The sequence below is a fragment of the Kosakonia pseudosacchari genome, assembly GCF_015167415.1.
GTDB lineage: Bacteria > Pseudomonadota > Gammaproteobacteria > Enterobacterales > Enterobacteriaceae > Kosakonia > Kosakonia pseudosacchari.
The window spans coordinates 2432588-2448430 of record NZ_CP063425.1; the positions used below are offsets into that span (position 1 = coordinate 2432588).

General features: G+C 56.1%; 12 protein-coding genes and 1 pseudogene. 5 read left to right on the top strand and 8 right to left on the bottom strand.

All coding sequences use genetic code 11. The features are described 5' to 3' along the window. The first annotated feature begins 60 nt into the window (after positions 1 to 60). Positions 61 to 1257 (top strand): L-talarate/galactarate dehydratase, encoded by a 1197-nt coding sequence (locus IP581_RS11405; RefSeq protein ID WP_193822600.1) that lies wholly within the window; start codon positions 61 to 63, stop codon positions 1255 to 1257. A gap of 78 nt (positions 1258 to 1335) precedes the next feature. Beyond that, positions 1336 to 2646 (top strand): MFS transporter, encoded by a 1311-nt coding sequence (locus tag IP581_RS11410; RefSeq protein WP_193822601.1) that lies wholly within the window; start codon positions 1336 to 1338, stop codon positions 2644 to 2646. Between the two features lie 67 nt (positions 2647 to 2713). On the opposite strand, the gene IP581_RS11415 is transcribed toward IP581_RS11410, so the two are convergent. The 7 genes and pseudogenes from IP581_RS11415 to IP581_RS11450 all read right to left on the bottom strand — a co-directional run bounded on the left by IP581_RS11415 (position 2714) and on the right by IP581_RS11450 (position 10290). Next, positions 2714 to 3607, bottom strand: coding sequence for a transporter substrate-binding domain-containing protein (locus IP581_RS11415; protein WP_162494940.1), 894 nt, complete (start codon positions 3605 to 3607; stop codon positions 2714 to 2716). Between the two features lie 9 nt (positions 3608 to 3616). Beyond that, a complete protein-coding gene (locus IP581_RS11420) occupies positions 3617 to 4390 on the bottom strand; it encodes an amino acid ABC transporter ATP-binding protein (RefSeq protein WP_086868941.1) in 774 nt (257 codons plus the stop codon). After that, positions 4374 to 5297, bottom strand: a complete 924-nt coding sequence (locus IP581_RS11425) for an amino acid ABC transporter permease (RefSeq protein ID WP_193822602.1) — start codon at positions 5295 to 5297, stop codon at positions 4374 to 4376. The genes IP581_RS11420 and IP581_RS11425 overlap by 17 nt, the downstream gene beginning before the upstream one ends. Before the next feature lie 9 nt (positions 5298 to 5306). Beyond that, positions 5307 to 5816 carry a GNAT family N-acetyltransferase gene (locus IP581_RS11430; protein WP_193822603.1) on the bottom strand — a complete coding sequence of 170 codons (510 nt, stop codon included), beginning with the start codon at positions 5814 to 5816 and terminating at the stop codon, positions 5307 to 5309. A 10-nt stretch (positions 5817 to 5826) separates the two neighbouring features. Further along, positions 5827 to 8090 (bottom strand): annotated as a pseudogene (locus tag IP581_RS23900) (NtaA/DmoA family FMN-dependent monooxygenase). Positions 8091 to 8155: 65 nt separating this feature from the next. After that, the gene (locus IP581_RS11445) at positions 8156 to 9277 is read right to left on the bottom strand and encodes a M20 peptidase aminoacylase family protein (protein ID WP_193822605.1); all 1122 of its coding nucleotides are present in this window, start codon (positions 9275 to 9277) and stop codon (positions 8156 to 8158) included. Then, a complete protein-coding gene (locus IP581_RS11450; protein ID WP_193822606.1) occupies positions 9274 to 10290 on the bottom strand; it encodes an MsnO8 family LLM class oxidoreductase in 1017 nt (338 codons plus the stop codon). The genes IP581_RS11445 and IP581_RS11450 overlap by 4 nt, the downstream gene beginning before the upstream one ends. Before the next feature lie 153 nt (positions 10291 to 10443). Here IP581_RS11450 and IP581_RS11455 point away from each other — a divergent pair, with 153 nt between their 5' ends. After that, positions 10444 to 10758 (top strand): hypothetical protein, encoded by a 315-nt coding sequence (locus IP581_RS11455; RefSeq protein WP_193822607.1) that lies wholly within the window; start codon positions 10444 to 10446, stop codon positions 10756 to 10758. After that, positions 10755 to 12227 carry an L-asparagine permease gene (ansP, locus tag IP581_RS11460; protein ID WP_097401014.1) on the top strand — a complete coding sequence of 491 codons (1473 nt, stop codon included), beginning with the start codon at positions 10755 to 10757 and terminating at the stop codon, positions 12225 to 12227. The genes IP581_RS11455 and ansP overlap by 4 nt, the downstream gene beginning before the upstream one ends. A 166-nt stretch (positions 12228 to 12393) precedes the next feature. Here the strand turns inward: ansP and yncE are convergent, their stop codons facing one another. Further along, positions 12394 to 13455: a 7-bladed beta-propeller protein YncE gene (gene yncE / locus IP581_RS11465; RefSeq protein ID WP_193822608.1), complete on the bottom strand. Its 1062-nt coding sequence runs from the start codon at positions 13453 to 13455 to the stop codon at positions 12394 to 12396. Between the two features lie 267 nt (positions 13456 to 13722). Between yncE and pqqU the strand changes: the two genes are divergently transcribed. Further along, positions 13723 to 15834, top strand: coding sequence for a TonB-dependent receptor PqqU (gene pqqU, locus IP581_RS11470; protein WP_193822609.1), 2112 nt, complete (start codon positions 13723 to 13725; stop codon positions 15832 to 15834). Positions 15835 to 15843: the final 9 nt, after the last annotated feature.

The following is a 15843-nucleotide window of genomic DNA, read 5'->3' on the forward strand; positions in this document are numbered from 1 at the left end:
ATTTTCTGTCGATCTACAAATGTTAGCGCAAACATTATTGTTGTTCACAGGAGCAAAATCATGACCGTAAGTGCGAATTCCGATGCTGTAACCTACGCCCGCGCGACCGGTGTCAAAACCGCGGCTGAAACCGGCGACCGCATCGAGTGGGTAAAACTCTCCCTCGCCTTTTTACCGCTGGCCACCCCGGTCAGCGATGCGAAAGTGCTGACCGGGCGGCAAAAACCGCTGACCGAAGTGGCGATTATTATTGCCGAAATACGCAGTCGCGACGGTTTCGAAGGTGTCGGCTTTAGCTACTCCAAACGCGCCGGCGGCCAGGGGATTTACGCCCATGCCAAAGAGATTGCCGATAACCTGCTCGGCGAAGATCCCAACGATATCGACAAGATTTACACCAAACTATTGTGGGCGGGAGCCTCCGTTGGGCGCAGCGGGATGGCGGTGCAGGCTATCTCCCCTATCGATATTGCGCTGTGGGATATGAAAGCCAAACGCGCCGGTTTGCCGCTGGCGAAGCTGCTTGGCGCGCACCGCGATTCGGTGCAGTGTTACAACACTTCAGGCGGTTTCCTGCATACACCGCTGGATCAGGTATTAAAAAACGTCATTATCTCGCGTGAAAACGGCATCGGCGGTATCAAAATCAAAGTCGGCCAGCCGGACACCAAAGAGGATATTCGCCGTCTCACCGCCGTGCGTGAAGCGCTGGGCGATGACTTCCCGCTGATGGTGGATGCCAACCAGCAGTGGGATCGCGAAACGGCGATTCGGATGGGGCGCCAGATGGAGAAATTTAACCTTATCTGGATTGAAGAGCCGCTCGATGCCTACGATGTAGAAGGCCACGCCCAGCTTGCTGCCGCGCTGGATACACCGATCGCCACCGGCGAGATGCTCACCAGTTTTCGCGAACATGAACAACTGATCCTCGGCAACGCCAGTGATTTTGTGCAACCAGACGCCCCGCGCGTTGGCGGGATCTCGCCGTTTCTGAAAATTATGGATCTGGCTGCCAAACACAACCGTAAACTGGCACCGCATTTTGCTATGGAAGTACACTTGCACCTTTCTGCCGCCTACCCGCTGGAGCCGTGGCTGGAGCACTTCGAATGGCTCAATCCGCTGTTTAACGAACAGCTTGAGCTGCGCGATGGCCGGATGTATGTCTCCGACCGCCACGGCCTGGGTTTCACCCTGAGCGAACAGGCGCGCGCCTGGACCCAGCAAAGCTGCGAATTTGGCAAACGCCCATAATAATACATTCCGGACGGGAGGCTCCTTCCGTCTTTTTTGTTCCCTACACCGACATTCAACCCTGTTAAAGGAGTTGTGATGAATACAATAATTAAACGCACCCATGTGCGTTACAGCATTCTGTTATTTTTATTTCTTGCCACGGTATTTAATTATGCCGACCGCGCGACACTTTCCGTTGTCGCGCCTATTATGAGTAAAGAGTTAGGTTTTAATCCCGAAGCATTAGGCCTCGCATTTTCCGTATTTGGCATCTCGTATGTGGTAATGCAAATTCCCGGCGGCTGGCTGCTGGATAAATATGGCTCGCGGTTAGTTTATGGTGTGGCGTTGATTGGCTGGTCGATCGTCACCATGTTTCAGGGGACGATTTATCTCTATGCCAGCCCGCTTATCGTGCTGGTGGTGCTGCGTCTGCTGATGGGCGCCATTGAAGCCCCTGCCTTCCCGGCCAACAGCCGTCTTAGCGTGCAGTGGTTTCCTAATAAGGAGCGCGGTTTTGTCACAGCGGTTTACCAGGCTGCGCAATATATTTCTTTAGGCATTATCACGCCGCTAATGACGATTATTTTGCACACTCTTAGCTGGCATTATGTTTTCTATTATATTGGTGCGATTGGCGTAGCGCTGGGGATATTCTGGCTGATAAAAGTTCGCAATCCATTATCCCATAAAGCAATTAACCAGCAGGAGATTGATTATATTCGTGATGGCGGTGGCGAGCCGGAATTAGGCAGCAAAAAAGGGCCGGCGAAAATCAGTTTCGCGCAAATAAAAAGTGTCTGCGTTAATCGCATGATGATCGGCGTTTATATCGGCCAGTTTTGCGTGACCTCAATTACCTGGTTTTTTCTTACCTGGTTTCCCACCTATCTTTATCAGGCCAAAGGGATGTCGATTTTAAAAGTGGGCTTTGTCGCCAGTATTCCGGCTATTGCCGGATTTATCGGCGGCCTGCTCGGCGGCGTGGTCTCCGACTGGCTGCTGACGCGCGGATACAGCCTGACTACCGCGCGTAAATTCCCCGTTATCTGCGGCATGCTGCTCTCCTGCGTGATTGTGCTGGCTAATTACACTGATTCAGACGTGGTGGTGATTGCCGCCATGAGTGTGGCGTTCTTCGCCAAAGGGTTTGGCAACCTCGGCTGGTGCGTGCTCAGCGATACGTCGCCAAAAGAGGTGCTGGGAATAGCCGGAGGCGTGTTCAATATGTGCGGCAACCTGGCGAGCATCGTTACGCCACTGGTGATTGGCGTGATCCTTGCCAATACCCACTCATTTGATTACGCGATCCTCTATGTCGGCTCAATGGGGCTGATTGGCCTCTTCTCTTATCTGTTTATTGTCAGTTCGCTGGAGCGCATTACGCTTTCGCCGACCACAGCCTGAAACTGGCGACTCAGGTGCGCCACGCTGTTCCGCGCGTTGTACTCCCGGCGGAACAGCGTTTTTTTATTTACTCGTAGGTGATTCCCGGCGGGTTGACCTGCGAATGTTCAACCGCTTCCCCCTGCTCTCCCCAGCGCGCCAGCACCTGCTGATACTCTCCGCGTGCGATTGCGCCATCCAGCGCCGCCTGCAAGGCATACACCAGACCGTTTCCTTTTTTGGTGGTCGTGGCGACCCAGGCCTTTTTCGGCCCCAGACCGACGACTTTCGTGCTGCCGTTAAGCGCCGCTTTATAGGCGGCAACAGATTGCGGGCCAAACACCACATCGGCTCGCCCCGACTGAATATACAAATTCCCGGAGGCGTCATCTGTCAGATAAATCGGCTGCGCGACAGGGCGACCGGCGGCCTGGTTCTCTTCGTTCCAGCGCAGCAGAATGCGCTCCTGGTTGGTGCCGGAACCGACAATCACTTTGCGCCCGGCGAGATCTTCTGCGGAGCGGATCGCCTGGATGGCGCTGGAGGATTTCACCGAAAACGCCAGTGAATCCGCGCGGTAGGTGGCGAAGTCAAACTTCTGTTTGCGCGCTTCGGTAACGGCAATATTCACCAGCGCGACATCATAACGCCCGGAAGTAATGCCCAGCGGCCAGTCCTCCCATGCGGTGGGCACCAGTTTGAGCTTTAAGCCAAGGCTCTGCGCCAGTAAACGAGCGATATCCGGATCGCTGCCGATGCGCGTGCGGTTATCGCTGGCAACCAGCGCCAGCGGCGGGGAGTTAAGCGCCGAGATCGCCACCGTTAATGTTCCCGGTTCGACAAAGCGATAATCCGCCGGGATTTTCGCGATCGCCGCCGCGTTACGCTGCACGGTAATCGGCTGTTCATTGGCTTTTAAATCCAGTTGCCCGGCGGCGAAACTGCCCGCGCTGACCAGCAGCAGCGCCAGTAATCGTTTCATGGTGGCTCCTTATAAGACCTTCGATAAAAACTGGCGTGTGCGCGGATGCTGCGGATGGTTCAGCACCTCGTCGCTGCTTCCCTGTTCGACAATTTTGCCATCAACCATAAACACCACCTGATCGGCGACTTCGCGGGCAAAGCCGATTTCATGGGTTACCACGACCAGCGTGGAACCGGCGCGTGCCAGCTTTTTGATCACATCCAGCACTTCGCCCACCAGTTCCGGATCCAGCGCCGATGTCGGTTCATCGAACAACATCACGCGCGGGCGCAGCGAAAGCGCGCGGGCAATAGCGATGCGCTGCTGCTGGCCGCCGGAAAGATGGCGCGACCAGGCATCAGCTTTATTACGCAGGCCCACCACATCCAGCAGATCGTAGGCCTGCTCAATGGCTTCTTTGCGGCTCAGTTTTTTGTGAGCAATCGGTGCCTCAATCAGGTTTTCCAGTACCGTCAGGTGCGGGAACAAATTGAAATTCTGAAACACATACCCGACGTTGACGCGCTGGCGCAAAATCTCCTTCTCTTTCAGCTCATACAACTTGTCGCCGTGCAGGCGATAACCGATGTAATCACCATCAATGCGTATGAACCCTTCATCCACCCGCTCAAGATGATTAATGGTGCGCAGCAGCGTTGATTTCCCGGAGCCGGATGGCCCCAGGATCACCGTGACCGAACCGGGCGGGATCTCCAGCGACACGTCATCCAGCGCTTTATGGCGACCAAAATATTTGCTGACGCCGGTAATCGAAATATGACCATTAAGAGACGTTGGCATGAACAGGCTCCTGCGGTTGCGCCACGCGTGCGGTGGCGGATGAACGAACCCGCGTGGGTGAAATCGCTGAACGGCGTTCGCTGCGTGCCAGCCAGCGTTCAACCAGATACTGGATAGCGGACAGCACACTGGTGATCACCAGATACCACACCGCGCCAACCATCAGCAGCGGGATCACCTCCTGCGTGCGGTTGTAAATCATCTGAATGGTGTAAAACAGCTCCGGCATCGCCAGCACATAAACCATCGCCGTGCCTTTGGCGAGGCTGATTATCTCATTGAAACCGGACGGTAAAATCGTGCGCAGCGCCTGCGGCAGAATAATGCGCAACGTGCGCCGCCAGGCGGGTAACCCCAGCGCGGCCGCCGCTTCGTACTGCCCGTGATCGACCCCAAGAAAGCCGCCGCGAATAATCTCGGCGGTATAGGCGCTTTGCACCAGCGTCAACCCGACGACCGCGGTGGAAAACTGCCCAAGCACGTTAATGGTTTGATAGCTCGCCCACTGGATGCCGGTAAACGGAATGCCGAGCGACAAGGTGTCGTACAGGTAGGAGAAGTTATAAAGAATGATCAGCACCACAATCAGTGGCAACGAGCGAAACAGCCAGATGTAACTCCAGGCAAGACTGCTCAGCAGCCACGAAGAGGAGAGTCTGGCTAACGCCAGTAAGCCGCCGAAAATCACGCTCAACGCTGTACCGAGCAACGTCAGTAATAGCGTCTGTCCTAACCCTTCGAGGATCACCGGGTCGAAAAACCAACGGGCGAACACTGTCCATTCCCAGCGCGGGTTAAAAGCCACGGACTGAACGATCGCCGCCAGTACAAACAGGGCGACAAGTGCGCCGACCGTACGCAGTGGGTAGCGCGCGGGCACCACTTTGATGGTTTCTGTATTTTTCATGGTCGCTCCTCAGGCGGTTTTGCTTAAACGCTCAACCGATAACGCTTTGGTAAAGCGCAACCGACCATCGAACGGCGGCTGGCTGTACTCTTCCGGATCGCGATGGATGTCAAACTGCGGCTGATAGCCCTGGCTCAGATAAAGCCGCACCGCTTCCGGCTGGCGAAAGCCGGTGGTCAGGTAGATATGGCTGTAACCGGCCAGTAACGCTCGCCGCTCCAGCTCCTGCACAATGGTGGCCGCCAGCCCTTGCTGGCGCAGTTCATGTTTCGTCCAGATGCGTTTGATCTCTGCCGTATGGGCATCGAACGGTTTGTAGGCACCGGTCGCGATGATCTCTCCGTCGCGTTCCAGCACAATAAACAGCCCCTGCGGCGCTAAATACCATTCGGTGAGTTCCACTTCAGCGCTGCGGGAAAAATAGTCGCCATAGCGGGCGGCGTACTCGCCAAACAACCCGGTTAAGATCGGCTGCAATTCCGGTGCGTCTGGCGAGACATCGCGGAAACGTTCGCTCATCACAACCTCCTTAATCGCCAAGCCCCGCCGGATTAACCTCCGACGCCGGAATACGTTCTACGCCCTCGCCCCAGCGATTGAGCACCTTGTCGTAGTCACCGGTTTTGATAGCCCCATTGAGCGCGGTTTGCACCGGTTCAACCAGCCCGCTGCCTTTACGTAACGTGACGGCGATATGCGCCGCTTTTGGCCAGCCGCCGTCCACGCTACCGACCAGTTTGGTTTTGCCGGTCAGTGCCGCTTTCCACGCGCCAATTACGTTCGGGCCGAAGTAAGCGTCAGCGCGACCGGATTGCAGCGCCAGCGTTTGTGCGGCGTCATCTTTGGTGTAGACCGGCGTAAAAGGTTTCAGCCCCTTTTTCACGTTTTCCGCGTTCCACGCCAACAGGATCGCCTCCTGGTTCGTGCCGGAGCCGACAATAATACGCAGCCCGGCAATGTCTTCGGCTTGCGCAATGGATTTCAGCGGACTGGTGGATTTGACATAAAAGCCGAGGGAATCCTTGCGATAAGTGGCGAAGTCGAACTTCGCTTTGCGCTCTTTGGTCACGGTAATATTGCTGATCGCAGCGTCATATTTGCCGGAGGTGACACCGAGCGGCCAGTCCTCCCACGATGTCGGCACCACGTTCAGCTCCAGGCCTAAGCTGCTGGCCACCAGGCGGGCAATGTCCACTTCGCTACCGAGCAGGGTTTTATTGTCATCGGCAAAGACCGTCAGCGGCGGCGAGTTGAGCGCCGCCACAGCCACGGTCAGCTTGCCCGGCACCACAAAGTGGTAATCCTTCGGTAACTGCGCAATGGCTTGAGCGTTTTTTGCCGTGGTGATCGGCGTTTTGTTGGCTTCGAGGCTTACGCCCGTTCCGTTGATGTTGACGTCCTGTGCCCAGGCCAGCGGCGTCAGCGCCAGCGTTGCTGCCAGCAATAGCGATGTTTTCTGCATAGCGTTTTCTTCTTTTATTGTTGTGAGGAAGGATGAGCAGGCAGCGGCAGCCCTAAGCTTTCACGCAGCGTCGTGCCGGGGTATTCCGTACGGAACAGGCCGCGAGCCTGCAGCAGCGGCACCACTTTTTCGACAAAGCGCGGGAAGGTGTCCGGCGTACCGCCCTGGATGATAAAGCCGTCTGCGGCGTAGCTTTCGAACCACTGCTGTAAGCCATCAGCGACCTGCTCCGGTGTGCCGGAAAAACGCGGGCGCGGCGAGGCGCTTTCCAGCGCGACCTGGCGCAGCGTTAACTGGCGCTCGCGCGCATTACGTTTGATCTCATCGGTGGTGCTGCGAAAACTGTTCTGCCCCAAATCGCCGATATCCGGGAACGGCTCGTCGAGCGGGTACTGGCTGAAGTCATGGTGTTCGAAATAGCGCCCGAGGTAGTTCAGCGCATCGCTAATAGAAACCAGCGCGGCGGTGGTCTGGTACTGCTGCTCGGCGTCTTCTTCACTGTCGCCGACAATCACAGTGACACCCTGGAAGATATGCAGCTCATCGTGGCGGCGGCCATATTTTTCCAGTTGATTTTTCACATCACGATAAAACGCTTTGGCTTCATCAAGCGTCTCCTGATGCGTAAAAATGGCGTCGGCATGACGGGCAGCCAGTTGTTTACCATCGTCTGAGGCTCCGGCCTGAAAAATAATCGGTCGTCCCTGCGGCGTGCGGCCAATATTCAGCGGCCCGGCAACCTGGAAAAAATCACCGTGGTGATTAAGCGGATGTAATTTGCTGGCGTCAAAGAATTGGCCGGTCGCTTTATTGCGTACAAACGCATCCTCTTCCCAGGAGTTCCATAAACCTTTCACTACGTCGAGATATTCATCGGCAATGCGGTAGCGTAAGGCGTGATCCGGGTGCTGTGCGCGGGAGAAGTTTTTCGCCGAGCCTTCCAGCGGCGAGGTCACCACGTTCCAGCCCGCGCGACCGTTGCTCAGATGGTCAAGGCTTGCGAACTGGCGCGCGACGGTAAATGGCTCGCTGTAGGAGGTGGACAGCGTGCCCACCAGGCCCAGGTGCGAGGTCACGCTGGCAAGCGCGGATAAAACTGTAATGGGTTCAAAACGGTTTAAAAAATGCGGGATCGATTTTTCGTTGATATATAAGCCGTCGGCGACAAAAAGAAAATCCAGTTTTCCCTGCTCGGCAAGGCGCGCGGTGTCCTGCACGAAGGCAAAATTAATGCTGGCATCGGCGAGCGCCGCCGGATGTCGCCACGCGGACATATTTCCCGACGCGCCATGTAATATGGTGCCAAGCCGCAGTTGTCGTGCTGTAGACATAATCGATCCTCATATTCAGGCAACAGGTGGCCCGGAGCGTAAGCCCCAGGCAGACAAATTTCACATCAGGATTGCAGCAGTGCTTTTTCTGACAGCAGCGCGAAATAACGCGCCGCCTCTTCGATTAACGCTTCATCGGGGTTAAACGCCGGGTGGTGCAGGCCGTAGTCGCTGTCGCTGCCGATACTGACAAACGCGCCGGGAATATGCTGCAAATAGACGGCAAAATCCTCGCCCCCCATGTGCAGATCCGCCTCCTGCGTCTGGTAACCGTGCCAGTCAGCGACATCGCGGGCGAAAGTGGCCCAGCGATCGTGATTGACCAGCGCGGCAGGCCCTGCAAACCAGCGCACGTTGATATTGGCATCAAACGCCTGTGCCAGCCCGGCGGCAATATCATCGACGCGGCGTTTAACTTTTTCGCGTACCTCCGCCTGGTGTGTACGCAGCGTGCCTTCCAGTTCAACGTGCTCCGGCAGCACATTCCATGTGTTGCCACCCTGAATGCGGGTGACGCTCAGCACCACCGACTCCAGCGTATTGACGTTACGGCTGGCAATGCTTTGCAGCGCGACCACCAGTTGGCTGGCGAGCAAAATGGCGTCGTTACCTTCGTGCGGGCGAGCGGCGTGGGCACCTTTGCCGGTGACGGTCAGCGAAAAGCGATCCACATTGGCATAAAACGCGCCGCTACGGGTGGCAAACGATCCGACCGGTAACCCGGGTTCGTTATGCATGCCAAAGATGGCGCTCACGTTGTCCAGTGCCCCGGCGTCGATTAACCGCTTCGCACCGCCAAAATTCTCTTCTGCGGGCTGGAACAGAATGCGCACTCTGCCGGTCAGTTGCGGCTCTTTTTGTTTAAGCAGCAGCGCCGCACCGAGCATGACGCTGGAGTGAATATCGTGGCCGCAGGCGTGCATCACGCCGGGATTGCGCGAGGCAAACGGCACGTCGACCGCTTCTTCAATCGGTAACGCATCGATATCTGCGCGCAAGGCGATCACTTTCTCGCCGCTGCCCACTTCCGCGACCACGCCTGTCGGCAGGCTCAACGGCAGCAGTCTCAGCCCGGCGCTCTCCAGCCAGTGGCGAATGCGCCGGGTGGTTTCAAACTCTTGCAGCGATAACTCCGGGTGCTGGTGTAACTCGCGTCGCCAGTCGATCAGTTGTTCAGCAAAACTCATCCCGCCACCTCCTGCGTTGCTTTCGTGTTTGCGTGGGCCTGCGCCAGACGCAAGACAGAGGTCAGCCGCGCGCTGCCTTCGCTGATCGGCGTGTCGATAATAAATTCATCAATGGCGAATTGCTGATGCAGTTGATCCAGCCCCGCCAGAACCTGCTCTGCCGTTCCGGCGATCAGGGAGGGTTCGCGTTTCGCGATACGCACTGCCGGGCTACCTGCCTGGCGAGCAAACGCATGGCCTTGCGCCTCGCTGGCGACGCTCACGCGCTGACCGTTTGCCAGCTCGACGCCCCAGACTTCAACCTGTTGCGCCAGCGCATACGCCTGCTCTTCGGTGTCGGCAACAATCACCTGCACGGCGACCAGCGTGTCGCGCTGGCTCTGTTGCTGCCACTGCGTGACAACGTCACGCAGCAGGGTTTTGTCCCCGTTGAGATGGGCGGCGAAGACGAAATTCCAGTCCAGTTTTGCCGCCAGCGCCGCACTTTCGAGGCTTGCGCCAAGCAGAAAACCTTCCGCACGCTGCGGGGGTAATGGCGTAGCCAGGACGGTTTCTTCCGCGTGGTCATCTTTTGACAGGGACAACCAGTTATCCAGTTGCGCCAGTTGATCGGCAAAACTGCCCTTCCCTGCGCTGTTTATTCCCTGCTGCAATGCGCGCGTGGCGAGCGGCAAACCGCCGGGGGCTTTACCGACGCCAAGATCAACGCGACCCGGCGCCAGGGTTGCCAGCAGATTGAAATTTTCCGCCACTTTGAATGGGCTGTAATGTTGCAGCATTACCCCGCCGGAACCGACGCGAATTCGCCGCGTCTGGCCGAGTATCCAGGCGATAACCAGCTCCGGCGACGGGCTGGCCAACTGGGTGGTGTTGTGATGTTCGGCAATCCAGAAGCGGTGATACCCCCAGTTTTCCGCCTGCTGCGCCAGTTGCAGCGTGCGGGCCAGGGCATCCTGTGCGGTTTCATGCTCCGCGATGGGGCTTTTATCCAGCAAACTCAGGCGATAAGACATGCAATAGACTCGCGTTAGAGGAGATAGCCCCATTAATAGGGCGACGCGTGCATGCTGTGAAACAATTAATTTACATTAAATAAGCAAAAAATTCGCAAAGAAGCGGCCAACCAGCGTTCTGGTTACCTTGAGTCGGAATGATCAGTCGGCACTATGTTTGCAAATTTGTTACATATTCGTTTTACTGATGGTGGTTTTTTCTGTTGCATTTTTCAGCGAGTTGAATCATTTGCACTGCTTGCCCCTGTCAACCTCACAATTTCCGCTAATAGTCGGCTGCTATGGCACTGGTATGTTTTGCGTCGTATATCGATTGCGGTTACGATGCTGCGCCATGTTTGGTCTTATCCATACGAAGAAACACTGGAAAGACAAAACATTTTCCCGCGCCAGGCAATCGATTGGTTTTCTGCCTGCCGGGTAGAGGAATTCCGCAAGGTTCAGACAGGTAAACAGGTAACGCAATGAAAACAGACAACAACGTCACGGATCATCACGCCGCGAAACGACGCTGGCTCAATTCTCACGAAGAGGGCTACAACCGCGCGATGGGTAACCGCCAGGTGCAAATGATTGCTATCGGCGGCGCAATCGGTACTGGTTTATTTTTGGGCGCAGGCGCCCGACTGCAGATGGCGGGGCCGTCGCTGGCTATCGTTTATCTGGTGTGTGGTATTTTCTCCTTCTTTATTCTGCGCGCGCTGGGCGAACTGGTATTACACCGCCCTTCCAGCGGCAGCTTCGTCTCTTATGCGCGTGAATTCCTTGGCGAAAAAGCCGCGTATGTTGCCGGTTGGATGTATTTCATCAACTGGGCGATGACCGGGATCGTGGATATCACCGCCGTTGCGCTTTATATGCATTACTGGGGCGCGTTCGGCGATGTCCCGCAATGGGTGTTTGCCCTTGGGGCGCTGGCCATTGTCGGCACCATGAACATGATCGGTGTGAAGTGGTTCGCAGAGATGGAGTTCTGGTTTGCGCTGGTTAAGGTGCTGGCGATTGTGGTGTTTCTGGTTGTCGGGACGATTTTCCTCGGCAGCGGTAAACCGCTCGATGGCGGCGCGACCGGCTTCCATTTGATCACCGATAACGGCGGTTTCTTCCCGCACGGCCTGTTACCGGCGCTGGTGCTGGTTCAGGGCGTTGTGTTCGCGTTCGCCTCTATTGAACTGGTGGGTACGGCGGCGGGCGAATGTAAAGATCCGCAGACCATGGTGCCGAAAGCCATTAACAGCGTTATCTGGCGTATCGGTTTGTTCTATGTCGGCTCCGTGGTGCTGCTGGTTCTGCTGCTGCCGTGGAATGCTTATCAGGCAGGCCAAAGCCCGTTTGTCACCTTCTTCTCCAAGCTGGGCGTGCCCTATATTGGCGACATTATGAATATGGTGGTGCTGACCGCCGCCCTCTCCAGCCTGAACTCCGGGCTTTACAGCACAGGGCGTATTCTGCGCTCAATGTCGATGGGCGGTTCCGCACCCAAATTTATGTCGAAAATGAGCCGTCACCACGTACCTTACGCGGGCATTCTGGCGACCATTTGCGTCTATATCGTTGGCGTGTTCCTGAACTATCTGGTGCCATCGCAGGTCTTTGAAATTGTGCTTAACGTTGCTTCGCTGGGGATCATTGCTTCCTGGGGCTTTATCGTGGTGTGCCAGATGCGTCTGCGCAAAGCTATCCACGAAGGTAAAGTGGCGGATGTCAGTTTCAAAATGCCGGGCGCGCCGGTGACCTCCTGGCTGACGCTGCTGTTCCTGCTCAGCGTGCTGGTGCTGATGGCGTTCGATTACCCGAACGGCACATACACCATCGGTTCTATTCCGCTGATCGCGGTGTTGTTGGTTGCGGGCTGGTTTGGCGTGCGTAAGCGCGTTAACGAAATCCACAGTACCGCGCCGGTTCACCCGGACGCCGCGCAGAACACGCGTTCGTAACGCGTTATAAACGCTAAAAGCCGCAGCGGAAACGTTGCGGCTTTTTTATTACCAGAGAAACGGATGCCAGACCTGCGCTGCTAAGCGGCGCAATCCCTCTACTGCGCATGGTGATGCCCTGCTGTGAAAGAAAAGCTCCCCGCAGGGAGCTTTGGCTATCAATCGTTTACAGCGCAATACGTATGACATCATCCGGCTCTGTCGCTTCTTTTTCGCGCGTCGAGGCCTGTTTCACACTGACGTACAGCGCGTTGCCGTCCGCTGAAAGCGCCAGACTGTTCGGATGGGTTGGCGTGGCGAAGGTTTTCACTACGCTATAGGTTTTGGCGTCGATAACGCTCACCTTTCCCGCTTCGCGGTGTGTCACGTAGGCTTCATTGCGCGTCGGGTTAAACAGCACAGCCAGCGATTCCGGCGCGGCGATTTTCTCCAGTACCTTGCCGTTACGGGTATCCACAACCAATACTTCCGGCGCTTTTGAGTCGGTGATAAACGCACGATGACCGGCGCTATCGAGACTCAGGTTGAGATAGAAGTGCTCTTTGCCGTCCTGCTGCAATTTTTTACGTTCAAGAATGCGGTGGTTGCGGGTATCGATGGTAATGAGCTCGCCGTCAGCATTGGTGGTATAGAGACGTTTTGCCGCGCTATCGATGGCAAGGCCAGTGCTGTATGTACCCGTATTGGTAATGGTCGTTTTCAGCTTCAGCGCCGCGCCGTCTACCACCCATACTGCACTCTCTTTACCGACGCCGGTGATGTAAACCGTGTTGGTTTCTTCATCCACGACCAGCTCGCGCGGGCTGAGCGGGCGCACCGTTTCCGAACGTTTACGCGCATCCAGCACTACGCGGCCTTTAATAACACCGGTTCTGGCGTCTACCGCCGTGACGGAACCGTCGGTGGTGTTGCCGAACCACAGTGTCTGCGTACGGCTATTGAGGGTTGCGCCGAAGGGTTTTACATCGCTGTGAATGGCCTGCGTAATGGCAAGCGTGGCCGGGTCCAGACGGTAAATCACCCCACCTTTATCCGTTTTGCGGCTCTGCGCGGTCGCCAGCCACAGCGCGTTTTCCTGCTGGCTGATGGCCATTTCATAGGCGCCTTTGCCGACGGCTTTGCGCAACATCTCCTCTGCAGCGTGGGTGCTAAATGAACCCGCCAGCAGTAACGATCCCAGAACCACAGTGCGGCGCAAGCGCGGTGAGCATAATTGACGTAAAGACATGACGACTTCCTTTGTTCAGCTTAATGGTTACGTTTTCACATGCGTCCAGTGCACGAAACGGCAGTTTCGCTTATTGTTGTAGTTGAGAATAGTAATCATTAATAACAAGAAAGTGGAGCGTTAAATCTTCATGACGCAGGATCCCGTTTCCTCCGTTACACTCATCGTTAACGTAATGTGCGTTTAAAGTTTTCAAATAATTTACATACGCTTTAACATATTGGTGTATTTCCTCTTTTTTGGTTCGTCTTTTAACTTGGTTCCGTCATGAATATCATTTCCGCCACAAAGCTCACCCTGCCGGTGTTATTGCTACCGGCTGCGCTCTCCACTTCCGCTTACGCGGCCGACAACGAACAAACGATGATTGTCAGCGCCACGCCGCAGACCGTTTCCGAACTGGACAGCCCCGCCGCCGTGAGCGTCGTTCAGGGCGATGATATCCGTCAGGCCGCGCCGCGCGTGAATCTCTCGGAATCGCTCAACAGCGTTCCCGGTTTACAAGTGCAAAACCGGCAAAATTACGCCCAGGATCTGCAACTGTCGATTCGCGGCTTTGGTTCGCGTTCCACCTACGGCGTACGCGGCATTCGTCTGTATGTGGATGGCATTCCCGCGACCATGCCGGATGGCCAGGGGCAAACCTCGAATATCGATTTAAACAGTGTGGAGAGCGTTGATGTGTTGCGCGGCCCTTTCTCGGCGCTGTATGGCAACGCGTCTGGCGGCGTCATGAATGTCACCACGCAGACCGGGCGTGAACCGGCAACCATCGAAGCCAGCAGCTATTACGGCAGCTTTGGGAGCTGGCGCTACGGCCTGAAAGCCACAGGCGCGATGGGCGACGGAACGCACGCGGGCGATGTCGATTACACCGTGTCCAGCACCCGTTTTGTCACCCACGGTTATCGCGATCGCAGCGGCGCGCGGAAAAATCTCGCCAACGCCAAACTCGGCGTGCGTATTGATGACGCCAGCAAACTGAGCCTGATTTTTAACAGCGTCGATATTAAAGCGAACGACGCCGGTGGATTAACCGAGTCTGAATGGCACGATAACCCGCGCCAGTCACAGCGTGCGCAGCAATACGATACGCGCAAAACCATTAAGCAAACCCAGGCGGGCTTGCGCTATGAGCGCCAGATGAGCAGCCAGGATGATTTCAGCGTGATGATGTACGCTGGTGAGCGTGAAACCACGCAATATCAATCGATCCCGCGCGCCCCGCAGCTCAACCCAACCCACGCGGGCGGCGTGATTGATTTAACGCGCCACTATCAGGGCATTGATACCCGCTGGACGCACCGTGGTGAGCTGGGCGTACCGGTGACCTTTACCGGTGGTCTGAACTACGAAAACATGAGCGAGGAGCGCAAGGGTTACGAAAACTTTGTGATGGATGGCACCACGCCGGTGTACGGCGAAAAAGGCAATCTGCGCCGTAACGAACGCAACCTGATGTGGAACGTCGATCCGTATCTGCAAACCGCCTGGCAACTGACCGATAAGCTGTCGATGGATGCGGGCGTGCGTTACAGCTCCGTCTGGTTTGATTCCAACGATCATTACATTACGGCGCGAAATGGTGATGACAGCGGCGAAGCCAGTTATCACAAATGGCTGCCTGCCGCGTCGCTGAAATATGCCATGACCGAGGCGTGGAATGTGTATGCCGCCGCCGGTCGTGGTTTTGAAACGCCTACCATTAATGAGCTTTCCTACCGTGCGGATGGCAAAACCGGTCTCAACTTCGCGCTGAAACCGTCGACTAACGACACCGTGGAGATCGGCAGCAAAACGCGTATCGGTAATGGTCTGCTGACGGCCGCGTTGTTCCGCACGGATACCGATAACGAGATCGTCACCGATACCAGCAGCGGTGGACGCACCACCTATAAAAACGCCGGAAAAACCCGTCGTCAGGGCGCGGAATTATCCCTCGATCAGCAATTCGCCGGAAACTGGCGGGCAAAACTGGCGTGGACGTATCTTGATGCCACCTATCGCAGTGAGGTATGCGACGGTGGCTGTAATGGCAATCGCATTCCGGGTATCGCGCGCAATATGGGCTTTGCCTCGCTGGGCTGGCTCCCGGACCAGGGCTGGTACGCGGGCGCCGATGTGCGCTATATGAGCGATATTATGGCCAATGATGAAAACAGCGCCAAAGCGCCCTCTTATACTGTCACCGGGTTAAATACCGGGTATAAATTCAGCTATGGCAACTGGATGATGGACGTGTTTGGCCGGGTCGATAACCTGTTTGATCGCCACTATGTTGGTTCGGTTATCGTTAACGAAGGCAATAACCGTTACTACGAACCGGCACCGGGGCGTAATTATGGCGTCGGCTTATCGGTCGCGTATCAGTTTGAATAATATGAAAGC